Origin of the sequence: Bradyrhizobium sp. 142 (assembly GCF_023074015.1) — a bacterium.
Taxonomy (GTDB): domain Bacteria; phylum Pseudomonadota; class Alphaproteobacteria; order Rhizobiales; family Xanthobacteraceae; genus Bradyrhizobium.
The window spans coordinates 1-22,570 of sequence record NZ_JADPKQ010000058.1 but is presented as its reverse complement, the minus strand read 5'-3'; the positions used below and the strand labels follow the sequence as shown (position 1 = coordinate 22,570).

Genomic DNA, 22,570 nt, shown 5'->3' with positions numbered 1-22,570 from the left:
GGGCCGGTCAAGGCCAAGCCTTGCGGTGGCCGCAAGTGCGGCCAGCCTTGACCGCCCCTGCGCGCGGCGGCTGCAAGATTGATGGCCGGGACGGAAGAATGGCCTGCGGCGCGGCCGAACAAAAGAATGGACGCACGCGATTTCCAGCAAGCGTCATCTCGATAATGAAAAAATCGCTTGTCCATCTCATCCGTCGTCCGCAAGTGTTTCCAGTGCTCGGCCGGGAAGTCGTAGAATGCGAGCAGCGTGTCTCGATCCTTGCGCAGGCAGTCGGCCGCCTTCTCGTATTTCAGCGCGTAGCTCTCGATGAAGGCGTCGAACGCCAGCTCGGCGGCGAGCCGCCGAAATAGGAACCCCGCAACAGGAAGCGCGTTTCCATTGTGCTTTCGGCCCAGACCAACCCCTAGTCAGCCGGAAGATTGGAATAGCGGCTCCAGCTCCCCCGGGGCTGGGGCCGTTTGCCGTAGTGGGGTTCAACTGTAAGGCCGCCTCAGTAAGCGGCGATGGCCGCACCTAAGGTTTCCCTCGGGTGCGGCCATTTCTTTCCTCACAGGTCAACGCGGTGCTGCGGTGCTGCATTCGAGCGCGGTACGCACGGTCAGCCGTGCCTGCGCGAAGGCGACCAGCAGCCGCTGCGTTCGCGGAACGATGTCCTTGCCTTCAAACGCGCGCGGAACGGAGACGGGATATTGGTCCTGCTCAACATCGCCGCCGAACCTCGGAAATGGCACTGGCAGGGTCGTGGCCCCTGATGTCCACGCATCTCGATCGCCAGCCGCAGCCGTTGCCTGACGACTCCCTTCTCCTTCGTGGCAATGAAGGCGTGATTATCGCCATCGAGTGCCCATAAGAAATCAGGAACTATCGGCCTTCCAGAGCGTCTCACTCAGACTTTCGGCGTCCCCACCCTGCTGCCGGAGGTCAATTGGAAGAGACCGCGATACCGGCCCTTCGCCGCCTTCAGGCGCCGGGGTCAGCGGCGCGACATCGAGGTTGACGATGAGCAAGACGAAGGGCGTGACGCAGCGGATCGCCGGCAAGGCAAAGCAAGCCATCGGCGAAATCATCGGAGATCAGGATCTCCACGAGCAAGGCAAGGACGAGGCGGAGCGCGGCCGCGAAGACCTCGATAAGCCGAGCGAGCTCAATCCGCTGAAGAAGCTCAAGCAATTGACGTGAACGTCGTCGCACCTCCGGCCCGTTGGCTAACCAGATGTGGCACAGCCCTGGAGATATCGTCTGCGCGTGATGGCTCACGCCATTCGCCACAAACAGCAGGGCGAAATCGCGCTGATGGAACACGTGCAGGGAGTTGTCGCGGCCCTGCACAACATGCTGGCAGACAACGTCAACTGAAGTGCCTTCGCCCTCACTGGCGCATCAGCCGAGGCCACCGCTTGGCGCCTCTCAGCGTCAAGCAGCACTTCTACCACCACCGACCCCTCGCCTTCCGAGCGCCCGGGAACCTTTGTTTTCAGATGGTGTTTTGCGGAGCAGGAGAAAGAGAGATGACCAAGGCGGAGATTACAGCACGTTTTCTGAAGAGAGGTCAGCACCGAGATCGATGAGGAGGATGAGCGCGCGATCAACGGTCTCCCGATAACCACCAAACAGATGGCCAATGGTGAGGCAATCGCTTCTATCGGGGATCGCCCTTCCGCCTGCTGTCTGGTCATCGAGGGGTCTGTTCTACGGTCGAAGATCGTCGGCGTCCGACAGCGTCAGATCCTGGCATTCCATCAGCCAGGTGACGAGCGCATTGACGTCGTGATGGATTCATTCCCCATGGTCTGCGAGAGCTGATAAAGCATCGCCCCAACATTGCTCAGGCGCTTTGGCGGGACACCGTGACGGATGCCGCGATCTTCCGCGAGTGGATCTGCAATGTTGGCCGGCGGGATGCAACGAGTCGCGTGGCGCACCTCGTGCTCGAATTGTACACCAGATAGAAGGTTATCGGGAGGACCGACGGACGACCTTCAGCTTTCCGGCAACTCAAGCACTCTTCGCCGACGCCGTCGGAACGAGCTTGGTCCATATGAATCGCGTAGTCCAGGAATTGCGCAGCCTGGGTCTTCTGGATTTCGACAGGGGGCGCATTTCCTTACTGGACGAGGCCAGGCTGAGAAAAGCGGCCGACTTCGACGCACTTTATCTCCACCTGGACCATTGCTGTGAGCCATGCGGTATTATTTCGACGTCGAAGACGATTTCCTCGCAGTGTCGGACAGCGAGGGGACCGAATATGCCGGTCTCGAACCCGCGACGAGGGAAGCGATCATCGCCGCAACGTCGATCGCCAGGGACGTGTTCAACGTCGAAGGGATCACAGGTGACAGTGACCGTGAGAAACGAAGACAGGCCTCTATTTACAATGACTGTCAGGATGGCCCGCAAGGAATTGGGCTGACGCTCGGTTGCGGCGTCCGCGCTACGGAGTCGCTCCATCCCTTTCCATTAGCGTGGATGCGTGGGCAAGATCTTGTGAATGCGTGTGGCGGCGATCGCGGCGTGGCCGGTGCCGACCGCGATCTGGTGAAGGGCCGAGACCACGTCGCCGGCTGCGAAGATTCCAGAAACGCTTGTGCATTGATGCTGATCGACCTCGAGACAGCCGGCAGCTCCGGTCGCGGCGCCGAGCGTCACGCCAAGGCCGGATCTGACCTCACAGCCCAAGGCCGGATAGAGGAGATCGAAGCTCGTCTCTCCTTCGTTTGTGGTCGCCCAGATCTTCTTGTCACTCGCCCTGAGCTCGCTCATCCCTGTAGAGACGAGAATACCGTCCCGTTCGAGTTCTCTCCGGGCCGGCGGTTCCGACGAGACAATCGAGCATGAGCGCTACCTTGATCTTTGCAAGAATAAGCCCGACACCTCCTTAAGGGTCCATAACTTCACAGGAACCTCGCCGCAGCCCCCACGTTGGCGCCGCATGCGGAACGATCTGACTTACAAGACGCCACCCCCTGAAGGAATGAGCCCTGTTCTCGAGCGGAATATCCAGGCGCTCGTCGAGCGCCGCCGTCGCGGGCAGGCCGAGGCAACCACTCAACAGAAGCTGGCCGACTCTATCACCGCCTTTGCGGGCAGCATGAGTTTTGTCTACCTCCATCTCGTAGCGTTCGGCTTCTGGATCGTCGCAAATTTGCGATGGATCCCGGGGGTGACGGCGTGGGATCCGACTTTCGTCGTGCTTGGCATGGTTGCGTCCGTCGAAGCCATTTTTCTTTCGACGTTCGTGCTGATCTCGCAGAACCGGATGGCTGCCGAGGCCGACAAGAGGGCAGATCTTGATCTGCAGATCAGCCTGCTAACCGAGCACGAGCTTACCAACGTGGCCGACGTGCTCAACCAGGTCGCGCGCCGCCTGCAAATTGACTCCAGGTCTCAGGCAGATCTCGACGACGCGTCCCGCAGTATCGCTCCCGAGCACGTGCTGGACAAGATCGAGGAAACAAACCGGCGGTGAAGCAGACCGGCGGCCTCGTCGGGGCGCCCGCGTCACCTCCACATGGTCGGAGCGTCCAACAGCGCCCGATCGTCTCCTCTGGCACGGTCCGACCATGGACCGCCCCGAAATTCGAGATGATGATCGGCACCTCGGCGCCTGGCAGACGCCTATCGCGGACTTGTGTATCCGGCAATCAGCCGCGATTTCGAACCGACCCCCACCCTCATTTCCTGGTCGTCCCAAACCGCGCTAGCCGTGGAACCTTCCTCGGCGAAAGTTCGTTTTTACGGCTATTAGGAGAGAACTTGTAATGGACGCGTGATGCAAGCAGGGTTTTCTTTCTCCAAGCTCGCAGACCGGTTGACGAGCCTGGCCGATCTGACGGTCGAAGATCTTGACCTGCTGGCGGAGATGCCGAGTGCCATCGCTCACGTGGGATCGCATCAGTCACTCCTGCGTCGCCACGACGAAACAGACCGTTGCTGTCTCGTGCTGCAAGGCTATCTCGCTTGGCACATTGCCGGCGGCCGGGACGGACAAATTACCGCGATCTATGTTCCCGGCGATATTCCCGACCTTCATACGCTCTATCAATCGCATGCCGAAGGCAGCCTTATCGCTCTTGGGTCTGCGGTCGTTGCCTTGGTGCCGCATAGCTTCTTTCGTGCGCTGTCCGCAAGATCTGCCGCGATGTCCCGCGCGCTACTGTTCATGTTGCTTGCTGATCTCGCCATCCAGCGAGACTGGACCTTAAACCTCGGCAGCCGCGACGCTCTCACCCGGGTTGCCCATCTGATTTGCGAGATCACCGAGCGTCTCCGGGCCGTCGGACTTGCGCGGGACCTCATTCTCGCATCGCCCTTCACGCAATCCGACCTCGCCGCGGCGTGCGGCATATCCCCAGTGCATGCAAACCGCACTATTCAGGAACTGCGGCGCCGCGACGTGCTGCGATGGCACGGTAAAACCATTACGATCATGGACTGGCCAGGTCTCGTTCGTCTCGCTGATTTCGATCCAGCCTATCTGCGGATCCGACCTAAAGACAGGCGAGTGCGGCCGCCGCAGTGCCAGACGGTCTCGACAGGCATGGCGGTCGCGTGACAGTCACCCAGCCCGCCGTTTCAGTTCGGCGCGGGCGAGCAGCATCTGCCGCACCTCTTCGATGACGTCGTCCCAATTGCCTTGAGCCCTCTGGCGGAAAAGGCGCAAGGTCGGATACCAGAACGTGCGAGAGCCGGAGGCCGGCCAGCGCCAATCGCAGTCGGCATGCAGCAGCACCCATGCTTCGCATCCCAGCGCTCCCGCGAGGTGCGCAATCATGGTGTCAACGCAAATCACGAGGTCGAGCTGTCGGATCAGATGACCGAGGGCCACAATGTCCGGCGTGCTGATATCTCGCGCGACCGTCTCGGGGAGCCGTTCGCCCCCTCCCCCTCGCTGGAGCGAATACAAAGTTCTGTCGTCAGCGGCAAGGCGGCCCAACAGCGCCGGCGGAACGGCACGCCGCTTATCCCAGGCACCGACCTCCCAGACCAGACCTACGGCCAGATTCTGGCAATGTTGAAGTGGTCCTGCGGCTACGCCGCCCGGAGGCAGCGTCAGATAGGGCGCGCTCATCTCGACCAATCCGCGCCCCGCCCTGATCGCGTGCGGAACCTCCATGATCTCGATATCGGCATCAAACTCGGTGCAAGGCGTACCGTCATGGAGGGGAATGGCGAGATTGACGCCTTCGGTCCGTTCGACCAGGGGCAATAACTCGGCCTGGCACCAGACCGTCACGCTGCGCGCGATCATCCTGAGTGCAGGCATGAAGCGGAGGAACTGGATGGTGTCGCCGAGCCCATGATAGCAGCGGACCAGCACGCGTTTGTTCGCCAGTTCTTCGCCGCGCCATATTCGCTGCAGATGACGCGGACCAGTGTGCTTGGGAACAAAGGCAAGCGCTGCCAGATCGCGGTCAGTAATGGCCCAGGCGCGAGCGAAATCCCCCGCACGCGTCGCTGCCATCCAGCTGTTCATCCCGTCCACGTCGGGACCATCCCTCTTAAGCTTTCACGAACTTATGGAAACGGCTGAGTTTGCCATCCTTGGTCCGGTCCTGATGAAGGAACGCGATCCCGGATTCGTCGAACTTCTCGAAGAACTCGTCCCAGCTGATCCGGTCGAGGCCTTCATCCGGCGGGTCGAAATCGATCCGCAGGATGCCCGCATGTCCGTTCTCTTCCGTCGCCTTCACGGCCGCCGGTTTTCCGCCGCGTTCCTCCGCCCATTGCCTGATGACGTCGTGGTCAGTGGTCTGTTGGGCCTCGCTGTTCTGCGTCCTTGCATGACTTGCCTTCATTTGACACCTCCCTGGTTTACCGCTGGAACTCGACATGGCGAGTCCGCCCGCTTCCGCTGAAACGTCGGCCGACGGGATTTGTTCTTTCTGACCACCGCCCGCGGACCGCATTGTCATCCATCATCTTCTTCATGTTCTTCAACCAAGAAGAAGATCGTTCCTCAAGAGATTCCGCAGATTCTAATCCAGGTTAAGCTTATCGCTTTTTGTCGGGATTTGACGCGATCAACCCGCTGCACAGCATGATTGGCACTGGAACGAACATACCTTCCGCACGTTCGCCGATCTACTTACGTCGACCGCGCTGCTTTTCCGGAGGGCATCAGTTCATGCATTCGCGTCTTCAAGACAGGCAACGCGTACGCGTCGGCATCGTAGGCATCGGCAACTGTGCGAGCTCCCTGGTCCAGGGACTCACCTACTACCGGAATGCAAAGTCGAACGAACCGGTGCCCGGATTGATGAACGCCGATGTCGGCGGCTATCACATCAGCGACATTCAGATCGCTTCGGCGTTCGACGTCAACGCCGACAAGGTCGGGCGCGATGTTGCTGAAGCGATCTGGGCCAGGCCGAACAACACGCAACGCTTTTCCGACGTCGCCGCGACCGGCGTGATCGTGCAGCGCGGGCCGGTGGTGGATGGCGTCGGCCGCTACCTCCAGGACGACATTCCAATTTCCAAGGCGCCCGAAGCGGACGTTGCGGAGGTTCTGGCGATGTCGCGCACCGACGTTCTGGTGTCCTATCTTCCGGTCGGCTCACAGCACGCAAGCGAATGGTATGCTGCCCGCGCGATCGAGGCCGGTTGCGGCTATGTCAACTGCATCCCGGTCTTCATCGCCTCCAATCCGGATTGGCGAGCACGATTCGAGCAAGCCGGTCTGCCGATCATTGGCGACGACATCAAGAGCCAGGTCGGCGCTACCATCCTTCACCGTGTGCTCGCCAACCTGTTCCGCGACCGCGGCGTCCGCCTGGACCGCACCTATCAACTCAACGTCGGCGGCAACACCGATTTCAAGAACATGCTCGAACGCGAACGCCTGACATCCAAGAAGATCTCGAAGACCCAGGCCGTCACCAGCCAGTTCGACGTGCCCATGGACGCCGACAACATCCATGTCGGGCCGAGCGATCACGTCCCCTGGCTCACCGACCGGAAGCTCGCCTACATCCGGCTGGAGGGCACCACCTTTGGCGGCGTTCCCCTGAGCGTCGAGGTGAAGCTCGAGGTCTGGGATTCTCCGAACTCGGCGGGTGTCGTCATCGACGCGGTGCGTTGCGCCAAGCTCGCCATGGATCGCGGCGTGGCCGGCGCACTGACGGGCCCTTCGAGCTATTTCATGAAGTCGCCGCCGCAGCAGTTCACCGACGAGGAAGCCGGGCGCAGAGCCCGGGCCTTCATCGACGATAAGGCCTACGCGTGATGGCGAGAATCATTCATCTCGTCCGTCACGGTCATCACCCCCTGCTCGGCCGCACGCTGTGCGGCCGGATGAAAGGCGTCTCGCTCGACGAGCTGGGCTGCGAGGAGATCGCGCGCTGCGCCGATGCGATCAGCCCTCGGCCGACCTTGGTTCAATCGAGCCCACAGCGGCGCTGCCTGCAGTCCGCCTGCATTCTGGCCGCGCATTACGGTCGCGCGGTCGAGATCGTGCCAGCTCTCGATGAACTGGAATACGGCGATTGGACCGGGCGATCGTTTGACGACCTTGCCCGAGATCCGCGATGGTCGGTCTGGAACACGCAGCGCGGCATGAGCCGGCCGCCCGGCGGCGAGAGCATGCGAGCTCTTCAGCGACGCGTCGTCGACCATCTCGAGCATCTGCGGAGCGACCCCGGCAACGACACCGTCGTTGTCGTCAGTCATGCCGAGCCGATCCGCGCCGCACTCATGCATTATCAGGGGATCAGGCTCGACGACTTTCTCTCCTTGGAGATCGAGCCGGGCAGCGTCAGCACGCTCACTGTCGATCACGACAAAATCAGAATCACCGGAATCAATCCGCGGGTAAACGCGTGAAGATCGTCATATTCGGTCTGACCATCTCCTCCTCCTGGGGCAACGGTCATGCCACCTTGTGGCGAGGCCTTTGCAAACATCTGGTGCAACTGGGGCACACTATCGTGTTCTTCGAGCGCGACGTCCCGTACTATGCCGGCGCTCGTGATCTCGACGAACTGCCGGGCGGCCAGTTGAACCTGTTCCCGGATTGGGACTCTGTCCGCCCCATTGCGAAGCAAGATCTCCGCGACGCCGACGTTGCGATCGTCACGTCCTATTGCCCGGACGCAATCGCGGCAACCGACTTGATCCTCACGGAAGGACGCGCCCTCCCGGTGTTCTACGACCTCGACACCCCGTGACGCTGGCGAGACTCGTAGCGGGAGAAGCCGTGTCGTATATCGGCCCGCGCGGCCTCCAGGATTTCGATCTGGTCCTGAGCTTCACCGGCGGCCCCCGCATTTCGCATGAATTCCGCTCCAGGCTCGGCGCGCGTCACATCGAGCCGCTCTATGGTCACGTCGATACCGACATTCATCGGCCAGTCTCGCCGCAATCGCATTACCGTGCAGATCTGTCCTATCTGGGCACCTACTCCGATGATCGTCAGCGGACGCTCGAAGAGCTGTTCGTGGCGCCCGCGCGTAACAGGCGCGACCTGCGCTTTCTGATCGGCGGCGCGCAGTACCCCGATGAGTTTCCTTGGTCACCAAACATCTATTTCGTCCGGCATCTGCCGCCATCCGAACATGCCGCTTTTTTCGCTTCGTCCCGCCTGACGCTCAATGTGACGCGCCTGACGATGGCGGAAATGGGATGGTGTCCCTCCGGGCGCCTGTTCGAAGCCGCAGCCTGCGGAGTTCCTCTCCTCAGCGACGGCTGGGAAGGCATCGATACGTTCTTCGTTCCCAGCGACGAAATCCTGCTTGCGAAGGACGAGGACGATGCGCTGGCCGCTTTGGCGATGCCTGATGCCGAACTGCAACGCATCGCGCGACGCGGACGCGAGCGGACCATGGACCAGCACACATCGGACAAGCGAGCCAATGAACTCGTTGCGCTGCTCGAACGCGCAGCGTCCGGCCGCATGCCCGAGCGGCAAATCGAGGAGGCCTAGATCATGTGGGGAATCGTCCCGGCCGCAGGTCGCGGCAGCCGCATTCAGCCGCTCGCCTTTTCGAAAGAACTGCTTCCCGTCGGCAGCCGCGGCGAAGACGGCACCGCACGTCCTTGTGCCGTCTCCGAGTATCTCCTGGAGCGCTTGATTCTTGGCGGCGCCGACAAGATCTGCTTCGTCATTTCGCCCGGGAAGTCCGACATTCTCGAGTATTTCGGCGACCATTATGGCAGCGCCCAGCTCGCCTATGTGGTGCAGCCGGAGCCTCTCGGCCTATGCGACGCCGTGTTCAGGGCGAGTACGGTCGTCGGCAGAGGCGAGGACGTGATTGTGGGGCTGCCGGACACGGTCTGGTTTCCCGCCGCTGCCTTGCGCGCGCTGCCGGGCGCTGATCTGTCGTTCCTGCTATTTCCCGTAGAACATCCGGAATTCTTCGACGCCGTGGTGCTCGATGGCGATCGAGTGACCGAAATCCAGGTCAAACAAGGCAACGCGTCCTCAAAATGGATCTGGGGCGCCTTCCGAATGTCGGCACGCGGATTTCGCGAGCTGCAGGCGTTGTGGAACGAGCGCGACCACTGCGACGAATATTTCGGAACGTTGGTCAATGCTTACCTCGCCGCTGGGGGCCGCGGCACCGGGGTCAAGGCCGGCGAGTCCTATGTTGATGTCGGCACTATTGATGGCTATCGCACGGCGATGGCGCTGCTTGCCGAGGCCAGTGCCGGGAATGGTCGTGCGCGCCTGTGGGCCGGCGCATCGGCGGAAACGATCCCCGCAGCGCCCCTAATCAACAACGGAGTGATCGCATGACTCGATCGGCTCTTTCCCGTGACGAAATCCGCCGGCGCGTCGACGCGCTCGGTCCATGGTTTCACAATCTCGATCTCGATGGCGTTCCGACCGCGCCGGCGCATTTCCTCGGAGACTACCCTAACGTGAAGTGGCGGCGTTTCTCGGGAATCATTCCGGACCGGCTCGAAGGCAAGACCGTGCTGGATATCGGCTGTAATGCCGGCTTCTACGCGATGGAAATGAAGCGTCGTGGCGCCGAGCGCGTGCTCGGCCTCGACACCGACGAAGAATATCTGGCGCAGGCCCGCTTCGCCGCGGAGGTCAACGGGCTCCGCATCGAATTCCGCAAGATGTCCGCCTACGACGTCGGACAGCTCCGCGAAAAGTTCGATTTAGTGATCTTCATGGGCGTGCTCTATCACCTGCGGCATCCCCTGCTTGTCCTCGACCTGATCCACGAACACGTCGCCGGCGATCTCCTGCTGTTCCAGTCGATGCTTCGCGGCGATAACCACATCGCGCCAATCGAGAAGGACTATGACTTCTGGACCACAGATCAATTCAACACTCCGGGCTATCCCAAGCTTCACTTCGTCGAGCATAAATATGCCGACGATCCCACCAACTGGTGGATCCCCAATCGTGCGTGCGTGGAAGCCATGCTTCGCAGCTCCGGCTTTGCCATCACGGCGCATCCTGAAGACGAGGTCTATCTCTGCAAGCAAACGGAGCGGCCACAGGCCGATGGCCCCGTTTACCCGTCGCGGAAGGTGGGTTGATGATCGAAGCTGCCAAGATCTGGAACGAGCCGAACAACAAATCGCATTGGGACCTCCAGATCGATCCGGACTGGGCGATGTTTGCGGACACCGCGATCGCCGCGGGCAAGGCCATTCGGACGGCACGTCCAACCTTGCCCCGCGTGCTGGGCGGCATATCGCCGATCGATCCGTCCTTCATCCGTAACATGCAGGCGCGCGGCGTCCTCGATCATGTCGACGCGGTGGCGGTGCATGGCTTTCCGCTCGACTGGAATTTGTGGCAGATCGGGGAGTGGCCGAACAAGCTCGACGATATCAAGGCGGTGACTTCGCTGCCGGTCTGGGTCACCGAGGTCGGCGTGTCATCATTCGGTGCTGAAGAGGTCCAGGCCTGGGGCCTGTCTCGCACGGCCGAGCTCCTGATCGGCCGCGCGCCGCGGATCCACTGGTACAGCCTTTACGACCTGCCTGCCGCCTGGGAGGCGACGACCCGGCACAAGGAGGCCGAAGGCTCCTCCTACTACCGGCATTTTCATATGGGGCTGCTGCGGGAAGACGGCACGCCAAAGGCCGCGCTGGAGAAGTTCGGCCAATACGCGCGCGACGTCGGGCTCTGCCAGTGGTTTCACTTCGAGGATCATCGCTTGCGCCAGGCAGCCGAATGGATGCGCCGTCTCGGGATAATCCATCTCCGGACGGGGCTCTCGTGGGCCGACAGTTTCCGCTCCAACGCCCTTAATTGGTTTGACCGCCAGATGGACGCCCTGGCCGAATTCCAGGTCACCGTGACATTCTGCTTCACGCCTGAACATCGCGGGCTCGCGCCTCATCACACCAGCCCACCAATGGACGCGAACGAGTTCGCCGATTTTTGCGCCGAGATGGTCGAACGCTATTGCACGAGGACCGGGTTGGCACCCGCGGCCTCGCCGCAACCGGCCACGACGGAGCCGATATGCGTGCCCTGATCCTGGTGATGGATTCCGTCGGTATCGGCGCTGCTCCCGACGCTGTGCGCTATGGTGATGAGGGCGCAGATACGGTCGGCCACATCGCTGACGCCTGCTTCGCCGCCACAGCCGACAATGCGAGCCGGGACCTCCGCATTCCCAATTTGATTGGGCTCGGCCTTGGGCAGTTTGCCTCCTGGCCACCGGGCGCACACCGGCGGACCTCGAGGCTCGGACCAGACCTCCACAATCTGGATGCGCAAGCGAGATATCGAAAGGCAAGGACACCCTTCCGGGCATTGGGAAATCTCCGGCGTGCCTGTACCCTTCGATTGGGGATATTTTCCGAAAAGCGTACCCGCTTTCCCGGCGACCTGGTGAAGACGCCTGTGCGTGGAGGCCGGTCTGCCTGGCATTCTCGGAAACTGTCATGCATCGGGGACGCAGATCATCGCCGAACTTGGCAAGCGCCACATGCAGAGCGGCGAGCCGATCTGCTACACCTCCGCCGACAGCGTGTCTCAGATTGCGGCGCACTTAGGGATCGATCGCCTCTACGACGTCTGCCTGACGGCGCGCAGACTGATCGATCCGCTCAAGATCGGGCGCGTCATTGCGCGGCCATTTGTCGGCACTCCCAGCGCCGGATTCAGACGGACCGGGGCGCCGCCGGGATTTCTCCGTTCCTCCTACGGAACGCACTATCCTGGCGTTGCCAAAAATGACCGTCGTGACATCGTCTCCATCGGCAAGATCGACGACACCTTCGCGCACCGTGGAACCGGACGGAATACGCGAGGCGACGGCAATGACGCACTCTTCGATGCCACCCTTGATGGACTGGACGGCTTGGCGGAGGGCGGACTGTTGTTTTCCAACTTCGTCGATTTCGATACGACCTACGGGCATCGCAGGGACGTCGCCGGATACGCCGCGGCCCTCGAAGCATTCGACGCAAGGCTGCCGCAACTGCTCAATCGACTGCGAAGCGATGATCTCCTGATCATCACCGCGGATCACGGCTGCGATCCCACCTGGCCGGGCACTGATCACACGCGTGAGCAAGTCCCTGTTCTCGTGGCGAACGCCAGACGCTCTTACCGCATCGGTCGACGAACTGGCTTTGCAGACATTGGGCAACTGTCGCAAGGCACATCGAACGCCAGAGCCGATGCACGGTGCGTATTTTTGAAGGTGGGTTCGGCGATTCACTCAGATTATTGATCCAGGTTAGAGAAACTTTCGTTTGTACATTTTGCAGGAACCAACATTCCTTGCATCGCTTCTAACTTCGAACGTGACTGGCGCGCGGGTCGCCCGACCGACAGCAGAGCGCGCTTCCACACTCATCCAGGTCGATCCCGCAGGATCGGCCTCCATGCGCACGGAGCGGTGAATGACGCGAGTATTGATCACGGGTGGCGCGGGTTTCATCGGATCGCATGCGGCCGATGGCCTGTTGGCCGCCGGCTACGAAGTCAGGCTGCTCGACAATCTCTCGCCACAGGTTCACGGCGGCAACCGCCAGCGCCCCTCCTATCTGGTCGCCGACGCAGAGCTCATCATCGGCGACGTGACTGACGCCAACGCGGTCGAACGCGCGCTGCGAGGGACCGACATGGTCCTGCATCTCGCCTCCGCGGTAGGAGTCGGCCAGAGCATGTACGATATAGAGCCCTATGTCAGGACCAACGAGGTAGGCACCGCCGTGCTGCTGCAGGCGCTGTCAAAGCGTCCAATCGAGCGGTTGGTGGTCGCCTCCTCGATGAGCATCTATGGCGAAGGACTTTATCGCAGCGCCGGCCAGAGCGTAATCGCTTGTGAGGAACGGCCGATCGAACAGCTTCGCCGCGGGGACTGGGAATTGCACGACAATGCAGGCGATGCTCTCGAACCCGTTCCCACTCCCGAGACCAAGCAGCCTTCGTTGAGCTCGATCTATGCGCTGAACAAGTACGCACAGGAACGCATGTGCCTGATCACGGGCAAAGCCTACGGCATTCCGACATTAGCGTTGCGCTTCTTCAATGTGTTCGGTCCTCGCCAAGCCCTGTCCAACCCTTATACCGGGGTGCTCGCGATCTTCGCCGCCCGACTGCTCAACGGACGACCGCCTCTCGTGTTCGAAGATGGCCTTCAGCGCCGCGATTTCGTCCATGTGCATGACGTCGCTCGTGCGTGCCGCATGGCACTCGAAGCCGATCACGCCCGGGACGTCTTCAACGTCGGTTCGGGCCAGAGCCGCAACATCCTTTCGGTCGCGCAGGATCTCGCCGACGTCATGGGGCGGCCTGATCTCCAACCCAAGATCACCCGGAAACATCGCGCAGGCGACATACGGCACTGCTTCGCCGACATCGGAAAATCTCGCGACGTGCTCGGGTTCGTGCCGCATATCCGATTCAAGGACGGCCTTGAAGAGCTCGCGGAATACCTTGCCGATCAGATCGCCGACGATCAGGCCGAGCGAGCAACCAGCGAGCTGCTGCAACGAGGATTGGTTGCGTAATGACTGACAACAGACCCGTCCTGATCACCGGCGGCTGCGGCTTCATCGGCTGCAATCTAGCCGATCGGCTTGCCGAGCGAGGTGACAACGTCTTGGTGCTGGACAATCTCGCCCGCGCCGGAGTGCGTGAAAATGCCCAGTGGCTCAAATCCAGGCACGGCGACCGGGTGGCCGTCACGATTGCCGATATCCGCGATCCGATCCCTATTATCGACGCCGTGCGCGAAGCCCGGGCGGTTCTGCACCTCGCGGCGCAGGTCGCCGTCACCGACAGCGTGAGCGATCCCGCTTCCGATTTCGAGATCAATGCGCGCGGTACGCTGAATGTGCTTGAAGCTGTTCGCCTGCATAATCGCTCGGCGCCGCTGATCTTCGCCTCGACGAACAAGGTGTATGGCCGCTTGATCGACGACAGCGCGATCACGCTTTCCGGCCGGCGCTATGTGCCGACGAGTGATGGTCTGGCTGGCGGTGTTTCCGAAAAGACGCCGCTCGATTTCTATAGCCCCTACGGTTGTTCCAAGGGCACTGCGGACCAGTACGTTCACGATTACGCCCGCGTGTTCGGACTTCGTACGGTCGTGATGCGCATGAGCTGCATCTATGGCCCGCGCCAGTTCGGCACTGAAGATCAAGGCTGGATTGCTCACTTTCTGCTGAGCGCGATCCAACGTAATCCGCTCACGATCTACGGTGACGGCAAGCAGGTTCGCGATGCGCTCCATGTCTCAGATGCAATCAGAGCCTGGCTCGCGGCGCTCGACCGCATCGAGCTGGCCCGCGGACGCGTATTCAATCTCGGCGGCGGTCCGCGCAATGCAATCAGCCTGCTGGAATTGATCGACCGGATCGGCGACCTGACAGGCCGAGCCGTTGCCTACAGTTTCGCCGACTGGCGTCCCGGCGATCAGCCCTGGTACGTCACGGATACAAGCGCCTTGTCCGATGCGCTTGGTTGGGCGCCGCAGCTTGGGTTCGCGGAAGGCCTCCGCTCACTCCATACCTGGCTGCAAAGCCGCTTCGGATCATCAGACGGCAGCTGCGAGGCCAGGGCATGACGCGGGTCGCCCTCATCAATCCCAACTGGGAGTTCGGCGGCAGCATCTACTTCGGCTGCCGATCGCCTCACCTGCCGCTCGAGCTTGGTATTTCCGAGCATTACTTGAAGACGGCGGGACACGAGACGCTGCTGATCGATGCCCACATGTTCGATCTGTCGCTCGCCGACATCGAGGCCGAGCTGCGCGCGTTCGGTCCAGATCTGGTCGCGATTACCACAGCTCCAACCTATCTGTTCTGGCGTTGCGCGCCCCCTGAGCTTCGTTTGCCACAGCAACTCGCGCTTGCGATTCGAGACCTCGCCCCGGTCCTGGTTGCGGTCGGCCCTCACGGCTCGACCACGCCGAAGGCGGCGATGAAGAAGCTTGGTGCCGACATTGTCATCATGGGCGAATGCGAGATCTCGTTGCTCCGCCTGGCCAACGGCGAACGCGACTTTGCTGGCCTGTGCTTTAGGGACGGAGCTTCCGTCCAGGTCAATGGTGGCCCGCAGGCTGCCCGCTTTACGGATCAACCGCCGCTGCGCTGGCCGGACGAGATGATCCGCCGACACCATCACCACCATCACCGCTTTGAAGCCGAGCCGCTTGCTCCCGGTGCCGAAGTCGAGGCCTCGCGAGGTTGTCCTTACAGTTGCACCTTCTGCGCCAAGGACAATTTCCGGAATGCTTATCGCAAGCGTCCGCTGGCCGCCATTCTCGATGAGATCGACGGCCTCCGCCGTCAGTGTGTCGAGTATGTCTACTTCATCGACGAGATCTTTCTTCCGAACGCAGAGCTGCTGCAGGAACTGACGACGCGGGGGTTGAAGTTCGGCGTGCAGACGCGGATCGACCTTTGGAAGCCGGACATGCTAGTGCTGCTCGGCCGCGCCGGCTGCGTTTCGATCGAGGCCGGGATCGAGAGCCTGACGGTTGAGGGGCGCGCCGCGCTTGCGAAGAACTGCAGGATGACCACCGATCAGCTGGCAGAGCGACTGTCCGAAGCGCGTCGTCACGTTCCCTTCGTGCAGGCCAATTTGATTGAAATGCCCGAGGATGACGATCCGGTCGTGCAACGCTGGCGTCGCCAGATGCAGGACGCCGGGGTCTGGGCCAATGACCCCGTCCCTCTCTATCCCTATCCGGGATCACCGGACTATCGCAAATTGTGGGGCGAACCCGACGACTTCGCCTGGGAGCGCGCCCATCAGCATTACCTCGCGATGTTCGACCGATTCAGCGACGTCCAGAACGATCGCCCCGTCCCGCTCGATGCGCTCGAACTCCAGGTGATGCCATGAACCGCAGTTCGGACATCAGACTCCTGATGACCACCGACACGGTGGGAGGCGTGTGGACCTATTCCTGCGGTCTCGTCTCGGACCTCGCAAAGAGAGATGTCGAGGTCACGCTCGCGACGATGGGCCCTCGCGCGCGAACAGAAGAGCGGGAGCGGCTGCAGCGGTCCGGTGTGCGCCTGATCGAGACGGATCTCGCGCTCGAGTGGCAGGATCCTGAAGGCGCCAATGTGGCTGACGCGAGCCGCGCGCTCGCCAGCCTCGAGGCCGAGCTCCGGCCGGATGTCGTTCACCTCAACAGCTTCCGCGAAGCGTGTTTCGGCTGGCATGCGCCGACGGTGCTCGTCGCGCATTCCTGCGTCAATTCCTGGGCGCAAGCGTGCCGGGACACGACGTGGCTTGAGGAGCCGCGGTGGCGCCGCTACACCGAGCGCCTTGCGGCGGCTCTCGACGAGGCGCAGGCCTGGGTGTGCCCGAGTCAATCCTTCCACGACGTGATCAGCGAACTCTACCGTCCTCGCTCCAGAGGCTCCGTGATCTGGAACGGGATCGCACCAAGCGACTTCGCCGCGCGAAAACAGGACCTAATTCTCGCGGCCGGACGGCTTTGGGACCGTGCCAAGAACATCGAAGCTCTCACGGCGGCCGCGCATGGACTAGCCTGGCCTGTTGAGGTCGCGGGCTCGGCCGAGGCAAGCCCGTCAGCCTCCGTGAGCTGGCTTGGCCACCTGCCGCACGATGCCGTGCACACTCGCATGCGGCATGCCGCACTCTTTGTCAGCCCGGCGCTCTACGAGCCGTTCGGCCTCTCCGTCCTGGAGGCCGCAGCAGCCGGCTGCGCTCTCGTCCTATCCGACATTCCAACGTTTAGGGAATTGTGGAACGGAGCCGCCGTATTCGTGGATCCGACCGATGCCGACGCGCTGCATGGTGCGCTCGCCGGTCTCTGCGTCGACGCGCGCGAGCGCTCGCGGCTGCAGCGTGCCGCTTATGAGCATTCCCTGATCTATTCGCAGACACGAATGACCAGCGCTTATTTGAGACTCTACGAAAGCTTGCTCCCATCACGCGCTGTCAACACCGCAGAAGACCAGATCGAGGTGCGGGCATGAAATGCGTTCTGTTCTACCATGCGTTCACCTCGTGCTGGAACAACGGCAACGCACATTTCCTCCGCGGCTACGCGCGCGAGCTGCACGCGCTGGGTCATGAGGTCGTCGTCTTCGAGCCGATCGACGGCTGGAGCCGATTGAATGCGATACGCGAAGGCGGTCCGCATGCACTCGACGACCTCGCGGCTCTGCTGCCCGGGATCGATATCCGCCGCTATGATGCTTTCCTCGATCTCGATAATGCGACTGACGGCGCAAATCTCGTGATCGTCCATGAGTGGAATTCCCCCGACCTGATCGCGCAGCTCGGGCGCAGGCGCGCGCAAGGGGCTTCCTACACGTTGCTGTTTCACGATACTCACCATCGCGCGGTCAGCGCGCCTCACGAACTTGCCCAGTTCAACCTCGAGGGCTTCGACGGCGTGCTTGCCTTCGGCGAGGTGCTTCGGCAGATCTACCTGAAGCTAGGATGGGCCGACCGCGTGTTCACCTGGCACGAGGCGGCGGATACCGCCCTATACCATCCGTTGCCGGACATCACGCGCACCGACGATCTGATCTGGATCGGCAATTGGGGCGATGGCGAGCGCGGAGCCGAACTGAACGAGTTCCTGGTCGAACCGGTGGCAGCATTGAAGCTCCGGGCGAGCATCTATGGCGTTCGCTACTCGGACGCGGCGCTCGAGACGATTCGGGGAGCCGGCATCCGATACGGCGGCTGGCTACCGGCACATTGGGCTCCCGCAGCCTTTGCCAGTGCACGCGCGACGGTGCATGTGCCACGGGCGCCCTATGTCCGTTCTCTTCCGGGAATACCTACCATCCGCGTCTTCGAAGCGATGGCGTGCGGCATCCCCCTCGCCTCCGCGCCGTGGTCCGATGCGGAGGGGCTATTCCCCGATGGCGCCTATCTCAGCGTTGGCGATGGTGCACAGATGAAACGGGCATTGCGCACGCTCTTGGATGACCGCGAGCTGTCATCCGCGATGGTGCGAACCGGGCTCCGTGTGATCAGCGAAAAGCACACCTGCCGTCATCGGGCGCAACAGCTCCTTGATATCGTCGAGGGCATCCGGGCCTCAGGCCAGCCGCAGAGCAAGCCAACCATCGGAGCCGTCGCATGAAGATCTGCATCTTCGGATCGAGCCTCGTATCATCCTACTGGAACGGTGCCGCGACCTATTATCGTGGCATGCTGAAGGAGATCGCGGCGCTCGGACACGAGGTCACCTTCTTCGAGCCGGACGCATTCGAACGGCAGGGGCATCGCGATATCGAGAACCCCGACTGGGCGCGGGTGATCGTCTATCCAGCAACGCCGGACGGCTGGCAAGGCAGTCTTGAAGCCGCCGCCAAATCGGCGGACATGCTGATCAAGGCCAGCGGCGTCGGCGTCTTCGATGAGGAGCTCGAACTCGCTGCCGCCACGATCCCGTCGAAAGGGATGCGGATCTATTGGGATGTCGACGCCCCCGCCACGCTCGAAGCGATGCAGCAGAACCCGCAGCATCATTTGCGCCGTGCCATTGCGTCCTACGACATGGTGCTGACCTATGGCGGCGGCGCTGCGGTCGTGTCTGCGTACCGCGCCATGGGCGCGAGCGATTGCGTGCCGATCTACAATGCGCTCGATCCGGCCACGCACTTTCCGGCGCCCCAAATTCCGCGGTTCAGCTGCGATCTCAGTCTGCTGGCGAACCGGCTCCCCGATCGCGAACAGCGGGTCGAGCGGTTCTTCATCGAGGTGTCGCGCCTCCTGCCGGAAAAGAGCTTCGTGCTCGGCGGCTCCGGTTGGGAGACCAAGGATACGCCGGCCAATCTGCGGAAGGTCGGACACGTCGGCACCGCCGATCACAACGGCTTCTTCGGCTCGGCTCTGGCGACGCTGAATGTCAATCGCGACAGCATGGCACGCTACGGCTTCTCACCCCCGACACGCGTGTTCGAGGCCATTGGCGCCGGCGCCTGCCTCATCACCGATAAATGGGATGGCATCGATCATTTTCTCGAGCCAGGACGGGAGGTCCTGGTCGCGGCGACGGCTGCGGAGGTGGCGGACCACATCAACACTTTGACCCCCGATCGCGCTCGGGCAATCGCCGGCTGCGCCCGCGCGCACATCCTCGATCATCATACTTATCGGCATCGCGCGCGTCAGTTCAACGAACTCTTTTTCGGAAGCACTCCACGTATCGAGGCAGCAGAATGAACCTCAACATCGTCGTCATTGGTCTTTCGGTCACATCGTCATGGGGCAACGGTCATGCCACGACTTACCGCGCCCTGATCGAAGCCCTGGCACAACGAGGCCACTGCGTCAGCTTCCTGGAGCGTGACGTCGCCTGGTATCGAAATCATCGCGATCTGGTCAACCCATCGAGGTGGAGCGTCCACCTCTATCAATCGCTCAGCGACATTCCATCCCGCTTCGGACCGCTCATCCGTGCTGCCGATCTGGCGATCGTCGGTTCGTACGTGTCTGATGGCATCGCCATCTCGGACTGGGTGACAAGCCAGGCTCAGGGAATTACGGCCTTCTACGACATCGATACGCCGGTCACGCTGTCCCGCCTCGAACAAGGGCTGGACTACCTTTCGGCCGCAATGATCCCACGCTTCGACTTGTATCTGTCCTTTACCGGCGGCCCGGTCCCGCAGATGATCGAGGAGGATTACGGCAGCCCGCTGGCTCGAGCGCTCTACTGCAGCGCCGACACAAAGCTCTATGCTCCCAGGCAGGCAGAGCGGAAATGGTCGCTGGGTTATCTCGGAACGTATAGCGACGACAGGCAGCCTGTTCTCGAAAAGTTGCTTCTGGCTCCTGCCCGAGCCCTGCCGACCGAGCAATTTGTGCTCGCTGGCGCACAATACCCCGAGCACATCATCTGGCCCGACAATGTGACCCGGATCGAGCATCTCACGCCTCAGCAACATCCGACGTTCTATTCCGAACAGCGCTTCACCCTGAATGTGACCCGCAGCGACATGCGCGCCCTCGGCTTCTCCCCAAGCGTTCGCCTGTTCGAAGCGGCGGCCTGCGGCACCCCGATCATCTCGGACCAATGGCCGGGCATTGAAACGATATTCGAGCCGTCTTCTGAAATCCTCATCGTCTCCGAGCCAAACGAGATGGTCGAGATCCTGCGGGACATGCCTGAAGACCGCCGACGCGCGATTGCGGCGAACGCGAGAAGGCGCGTTCTTGCCGATCACACGTCAGGGCACCGAGCGCAGCAACTGGAGACATACTATCTGGAGGCTCGCGCGCGGCGCCGTCGGAAATCCAAGAGACTACCTGATATCCGGCCGGTGCAGGTCGCCGAGCTCTGAAGGGAGAGAATAACCGTGACGTTTCAAACTCGCATTCGTGCTCCGCGCCCGACCTCGACCGCCTTCATCGCCGGCGGTGCCGGCTTTATCGGCTCGCACCTGTGTGATGCGCTGCTGCAGCGCGGCCACAGGGTGATTTGTCTCGACAACCTCTTCACCGGCACGATCGCGAACATCCGGCCCCTGCTCAACCACCCGAATTTTCGCTTCATCGAGCACGACGTCCGTGAGCCACTGGACATCGACGAGCCGGTCGGTCGGATCTACAGCCTCGCCTGCCCGGCCTCGCCGCGCCATTACCAGAAGGATCCGATCGGCACGATGAACACCTGCGTGATCGGCACCATGAACACGCTCGAGCTTGCGCGCCGAAAGTCGGCGCGCGTGCTTCAGGCATCCACCAGCGAGGTGTATGGCGACCCGGAAATCCACCCTCAGCCGGAGTCCTACCTCGGCAACGTCAATCCGATCGGGCCACGCGCCTGCTATGACGAGGGCAAGCGCGCCGCAGAGACATTGATGTTCGACTACCACCGGCAGCACGGGATCGAGATCAAGGTCGCGCGGATTTTCAACACCTATGGGCCCCGCATGCTGGAGAACGACGGACGGGTCGTCTCGAACTTCATCGTGCAGGCCCTGCGGGGCGAACCGATCACGATCTACGGCCGCGGGACTCAGACCAGGAGCTTCTGCTTCGTCGACGACCTCGTGCGCGGATTGCAGCTTCTGATGGAGAGCCCGGCCGAGGTCACCGGCCCGTGCAACCTGGGAAACCCGCATGAGGTCACGATCGAAGCCATCGCCCGCGAAGTTCTGTCGTACACCCGTTCGACGTCCCCGCTTCGCTTCGAGGCGCTGCCCAAGGACGATCCCAAGCGTCGCAAGCCCGTCATCGACATCGCCGAACGGTCGCTGGGATGGCGTCCGCGCGTGCCGCTGAAAGACGGCCTGCAGGCGACCATCGCCTATTTCGCGCTTCGCATCGCGACCGATGCCCCGGCGTTGACTCCGGCAATCGCCGCGGGCAGGACCGGCCGCACGGCCCGCAGACGACTGACCCTTGCGGAGCGCACGTGATGACGTTCCAAAGAATGCGAAAACAACCCCATGCACAGTAGCCGGGACAAGCAAATCAATGACCTGACTGCGCGCCACAAGGTTTTCCGGATTTTACGAACTTTCGCTTGCGACGTCGGGCAAAACAGGCGGATGATGTCATCCTCGCTCGCTGCCGTTTGGAAGCTGGCCGATCCCCGATCCTCGACGCGGCTTGGTCTCATCAAACGCGGTCGAGGTCGTGGATGATGCCGGAGGGGGCCGTCCGTGTCCAATGCGAGCGTTGCCAGTGTGATCGGCAGCTTGAACCTGCGTCGCCCGGCGCTTCCCGGGTTGAGGTAAAGCACGTCGTCCCGGGTGCTGATCTGCACGCGATGGGAATGGCCCGACACCACGATGTCGATGCCGAGATCAGCCGGGACAACGCTCAGTGCGTTGAGGTCATGCATGACGTAGAAGCAGTAGCTGTAAATCGGCGAGCCATTTGACCCCCAATCGGCGTCCAAGGCGCCGATAGGGCCTATTGCCTCATCTGAGGATGTTACTTTCGCTTGACGGATGTAGCTCCGACTGTCGGCCGGTCCGAGGTTGCGTCATTGCTCGCAGGATCGGAGGGACTGGGGCCGTCGCGGAGTGCCCATCACACGCAGCGACGGCTCCAGTCCCGGGATCACCAGTAGTGGCCGGTACTGTACGCGGGATGATCACCTTGGCTCCGTTGCGTCTGAGTGATCGCAACAAGCGCTGCACGATGGTGTGCTGCGGCGGCCCGAACTTTTCGGGGGAATGGTCGGCG

The 22,570-nt window shown here is 61.9% G+C and carries 22 protein-coding genes and 3 pseudogenes; 19 read left to right on the top strand and 6 right to left on the bottom strand.

Features of this window, described 5'->3' with window-relative positions; all coding sequences use genetic code 11:
- Positions 1 to 179 precede the first annotated feature (179 nt).
- Together IVA82_RS06410 and IVA82_RS06405 are read right to left on the bottom strand one after the other, a co-directional pair.
- Positions 180 to 341 (bottom strand): annotated as a pseudogene (locus tag IVA82_RS06410) (transposase); the annotation flags it as partial.
- A gap of 213 nt (positions 342 to 554) precedes the next feature.
- Positions 555 to 731, bottom strand: a complete 177-nt coding sequence (locus IVA82_RS06405) for a hypothetical protein (RefSeq protein WP_247387248.1) — start codon at positions 729 to 731, stop codon at positions 555 to 557.
- Between the two features lie 268 nt (positions 732 to 999).
- On the opposite strand from IVA82_RS06405, the gene IVA82_RS06400 reads away from it, so the two are divergent.
- Together IVA82_RS06400 and IVA82_RS06395 are read left to right on the top strand one after the other, a co-directional pair.
- Positions 1,000 to 1,179 (top strand): CsbD family protein, encoded by a 180-nt coding sequence (locus IVA82_RS06400; protein ID WP_247387249.1) that lies wholly within the window; start codon positions 1,000 to 1,002, stop codon positions 1,177 to 1,179.
- A 694-nt stretch (positions 1,180 to 1,873) separates the two neighbouring features.
- Complete coding sequence (locus IVA82_RS06395; RefSeq protein ID WP_247387250.1) at positions 1,874 to 2,410, top strand: helix-turn-helix domain-containing protein; 537 nt, start codon at positions 1,874 to 1,876, stop codon at positions 2,408 to 2,410.
- Between the two features lie 47 nt (positions 2,411 to 2,457).
- On the opposite strand, the gene IVA82_RS06390 is transcribed toward IVA82_RS06395, so the two are convergent.
- A complete protein-coding gene (locus IVA82_RS06390; RefSeq protein ID WP_247387251.1) occupies positions 2,458 to 2,760 on the bottom strand; it encodes an FAD-dependent oxidoreductase in 303 nt (100 codons plus the stop codon).
- 169 nt (positions 2,761 to 2,929) lie between these two features.
- Between IVA82_RS06390 and IVA82_RS06385 the strand changes: the two genes are divergently transcribed.
- Together IVA82_RS06385 and IVA82_RS06380 are read left to right on the top strand one after the other, a co-directional pair.
- Positions 2,930 to 3,466, top strand: coding sequence for a DUF1003 domain-containing protein (locus IVA82_RS06385; RefSeq protein ID WP_247387252.1), 537 nt, complete (start codon positions 2,930 to 2,932; stop codon positions 3,464 to 3,466).
- 303 nt (positions 3,467 to 3,769) lie between these two features.
- Positions 3,770 to 4,552, top strand: a complete 783-nt coding sequence (locus IVA82_RS06380) for a Crp/Fnr family transcriptional regulator (protein ID WP_247387253.1) — start codon at positions 3,770 to 3,772, stop codon at positions 4,550 to 4,552.
- A 3-nt stretch (positions 4,553 to 4,555) separates the two neighbouring features.
- Here the strand turns inward: IVA82_RS06380 and IVA82_RS06375 are convergent, their stop codons facing one another.
- Both IVA82_RS06375 and IVA82_RS06370 read right to left on the bottom strand, forming a co-directional pair.
- A complete protein-coding gene (locus IVA82_RS06375) occupies positions 4,556 to 5,473 on the bottom strand; it encodes a hypothetical protein (RefSeq protein WP_247387269.1) in 918 nt (305 codons plus the stop codon).
- Between the two features lie 25 nt (positions 5,474 to 5,498).
- Entirely contained in the window at positions 5,499 to 5,795 is a 297-nt protein-coding gene (locus tag IVA82_RS06370; RefSeq protein WP_247387270.1) for a bifunctional DNA primase/polymerase, read from the bottom strand.
- A gap of 329 nt (positions 5,796 to 6,124) precedes the next feature.
- On the opposite strand from IVA82_RS06370, the gene IVA82_RS06365 reads away from it, so the two are divergent.
- The 15 genes and pseudogenes from IVA82_RS06365 (at position 6,125) to IVA82_RS06295 (ending at position 21,795) form a co-directional block, all read left to right on the top strand.
- Positions 6,125 to 7,225, top strand: a complete 1,101-nt coding sequence (locus IVA82_RS06365) for an inositol-3-phosphate synthase (protein ID WP_247387254.1) — start codon at positions 6,125 to 6,127, stop codon at positions 7,223 to 7,225.
- Entirely contained in the window at positions 7,225 to 7,821 is a 597-nt protein-coding gene (locus tag IVA82_RS06360; protein WP_247387255.1) for a histidine phosphatase family protein, read from the top strand. Before IVA82_RS06365 ends, IVA82_RS06360 begins: the two co-directional genes overlap by 1 nt.
- Positions 7,818 to 8,920, top strand: a pseudogene (locus tag IVA82_RS06355) (glycosyltransferase). The gene IVA82_RS06360 and the pseudogene IVA82_RS06355 overlap by 4 nt, the downstream one beginning before the upstream one ends.
- Positions 8,921 to 8,923: 3 nt before the next feature.
- Positions 8,924 to 9,733: a nucleotidyltransferase family protein gene (locus IVA82_RS06350; protein WP_247387257.1), complete on the top strand. Its 810-nt coding sequence runs from the start codon at positions 8,924 to 8,926 to the stop codon at positions 9,731 to 9,733.
- A complete protein-coding gene (locus tag IVA82_RS06345; protein ID WP_247387258.1) occupies positions 9,730 to 10,494 on the top strand; it encodes a TIGR04290 family methyltransferase in 765 nt (254 codons plus the stop codon). Before IVA82_RS06350 ends, IVA82_RS06345 begins: the two co-directional genes overlap by 4 nt.
- Positions 10,494 to 11,444 (top strand): beta-xylosidase, encoded by a 951-nt coding sequence (locus IVA82_RS06340; protein WP_247387259.1) that lies wholly within the window; start codon positions 10,494 to 10,496, stop codon positions 11,442 to 11,444. The genes IVA82_RS06345 and IVA82_RS06340 overlap by 1 nt, the downstream gene beginning before the upstream one ends.
- A pseudogene (locus IVA82_RS06335) lies at positions 11,432 to 12,650 on the top strand (phosphopentomutase). The gene IVA82_RS06340 and the pseudogene IVA82_RS06335 overlap by 13 nt, the downstream one beginning before the upstream one ends.
- A 172-nt stretch (positions 12,651 to 12,822) precedes the next feature.
- Positions 12,823 to 13,935 carry an NAD-dependent epimerase/dehydratase family protein gene (locus IVA82_RS06330; protein WP_247387261.1) on the top strand — a complete coding sequence of 371 codons (1,113 nt, stop codon included), beginning with the start codon at positions 12,823 to 12,825 and terminating at the stop codon, positions 13,933 to 13,935.
- Entirely contained in the window at positions 13,935 to 14,993 is a 1,059-nt protein-coding gene (locus tag IVA82_RS06325; protein ID WP_247387262.1) for a GDP-mannose 4,6-dehydratase, read from the top strand. Before IVA82_RS06330 ends, IVA82_RS06325 begins: the two co-directional genes overlap by 1 nt.
- Positions 14,990 to 16,276: a TIGR04295 family B12-binding domain-containing radical SAM protein gene (locus IVA82_RS06320; protein WP_247387263.1), complete on the top strand. Its 1,287-nt coding sequence runs from the start codon at positions 14,990 to 14,992 to the stop codon at positions 16,274 to 16,276. The genes IVA82_RS06325 and IVA82_RS06320 overlap by 4 nt, the downstream gene beginning before the upstream one ends.
- Entirely contained in the window at positions 16,273 to 17,385 is a 1,113-nt protein-coding gene (locus IVA82_RS06315; RefSeq protein WP_247387264.1) for a glycosyltransferase family 4 protein, read from the top strand. Before IVA82_RS06320 ends, IVA82_RS06315 begins: the two co-directional genes overlap by 4 nt.
- Positions 17,382 to 18,509, top strand: a complete 1,128-nt coding sequence (locus IVA82_RS06310; RefSeq protein ID WP_247387265.1) for a glycosyltransferase — start codon at positions 17,382 to 17,384, stop codon at positions 18,507 to 18,509. Before IVA82_RS06315 ends, IVA82_RS06310 begins: the two co-directional genes overlap by 4 nt.
- The gene (locus IVA82_RS06305; RefSeq protein WP_247387266.1) at positions 18,506 to 19,594 is read left to right on the top strand and encodes a glycosyltransferase; all 1,089 of its coding nucleotides are present in this window, start codon (positions 18,506 to 18,508) and stop codon (positions 19,592 to 19,594) included. The genes IVA82_RS06310 and IVA82_RS06305 overlap by 4 nt, the downstream gene beginning before the upstream one ends.
- Entirely contained in the window at positions 19,591 to 20,715 is a 1,125-nt protein-coding gene (locus IVA82_RS06300; protein WP_247387267.1) for a glycosyltransferase, read from the top strand. The genes IVA82_RS06305 and IVA82_RS06300 overlap by 4 nt, the downstream gene beginning before the upstream one ends.
- A 15-nt stretch (positions 20,716 to 20,730) precedes the next feature.
- Entirely contained in the window at positions 20,731 to 21,795 is a 1,065-nt protein-coding gene (locus IVA82_RS06295) for a UDP-glucuronic acid decarboxylase family protein (protein WP_247387268.1), read from the top strand.
- On the opposite strand, the gene IVA82_RS48905 is transcribed toward IVA82_RS06295, so the two are convergent.
- Positions 21,684 to 22,223 carry a metallophosphoesterase family protein gene (locus IVA82_RS48905; protein WP_346659667.1) on the bottom strand — a complete coding sequence of 180 codons (540 nt, stop codon included), beginning with the start codon at positions 22,221 to 22,223 and terminating at the stop codon, positions 21,684 to 21,686. The genes IVA82_RS06295 and IVA82_RS48905 overlap by 112 nt on opposite strands.
- Positions 22,224 to 22,570 lie beyond the last annotated feature (347 nt).

Coding starts and splice junctions, on each gene's coding strand:
- IVA82_RS06400 (WP_247387249.1), top strand. CDS start 1,000: ATGAGCAAGACGAAGGGCGTGACGCAGCGGATCGCCGGCAAGGCAAAG.
- IVA82_RS06390 (WP_247387251.1), bottom strand. CDS start 2,760: ATGAGCGAGCTCAGGGCGAGTGACAAGAAGATCTGGGCGACCACAAAC.
- IVA82_RS06385 (WP_247387252.1), top strand. CDS start 2,930: ATGCGGAACGATCTGACTTACAAGACGCCACCCCCTGAAGGAATGAGC.
- IVA82_RS06380 (WP_247387253.1), top strand. CDS start 3,770: ATGCAAGCAGGGTTTTCTTTCTCCAAGCTCGCAGACCGGTTGACGAGC.
- IVA82_RS06375 (WP_247387269.1), bottom strand. CDS start 5,473: ATGAACAGCTGGATGGCAGCGACGCGTGCGGGGGATTTCGCTCGCGCC.
- IVA82_RS06370 (WP_247387270.1), bottom strand. CDS start 5,795: ATGAAGGCAAGTCATGCAAGGACGCAGAACAGCGAGGCCCAACAGACC.
- IVA82_RS06365 (WP_247387254.1), top strand. CDS start 6,125: ATGCATTCGCGTCTTCAAGACAGGCAACGCGTACGCGTCGGCATCGTA.
- IVA82_RS06360 (WP_247387255.1), top strand. CDS start 7,225: ATGGCGAGAATCATTCATCTCGTCCGTCACGGTCATCACCCCCTGCTC.
- IVA82_RS06350 (WP_247387257.1), top strand. CDS start 8,924: ATGTGGGGAATCGTCCCGGCCGCAGGTCGCGGCAGCCGCATTCAGCCG.
- IVA82_RS06345 (WP_247387258.1), top strand. CDS start 9,730: ATGACTCGATCGGCTCTTTCCCGTGACGAAATCCGCCGGCGCGTCGAC.
- IVA82_RS06340 (WP_247387259.1), top strand. CDS start 10,494: ATGATCGAAGCTGCCAAGATCTGGAACGAGCCGAACAACAAATCGCAT.
- IVA82_RS06330 (WP_247387261.1), top strand. CDS start 12,823: ATGACGCGAGTATTGATCACGGGTGGCGCGGGTTTCATCGGATCGCAT.
- IVA82_RS06325 (WP_247387262.1), top strand. CDS start 13,935: ATGACTGACAACAGACCCGTCCTGATCACCGGCGGCTGCGGCTTCATC.
- IVA82_RS06320 (WP_247387263.1), top strand. CDS start 14,990: ATGACGCGGGTCGCCCTCATCAATCCCAACTGGGAGTTCGGCGGCAGC.
- IVA82_RS06315 (WP_247387264.1), top strand. CDS start 16,273: ATGAACCGCAGTTCGGACATCAGACTCCTGATGACCACCGACACGGTG.
- IVA82_RS06310 (WP_247387265.1), top strand. CDS start 17,382: ATGAAATGCGTTCTGTTCTACCATGCGTTCACCTCGTGCTGGAACAAC.
- IVA82_RS06305 (WP_247387266.1), top strand. CDS start 18,506: ATGAAGATCTGCATCTTCGGATCGAGCCTCGTATCATCCTACTGGAAC.
- IVA82_RS06300 (WP_247387267.1), top strand. CDS start 19,591: ATGAACCTCAACATCGTCGTCATTGGTCTTTCGGTCACATCGTCATGG.
- IVA82_RS48905 (WP_346659667.1), bottom strand. CDS start 22,223: ATGCATGACCTCAACGCACTGAGCGTTGTCCCGGCTGATCTCGGCATC.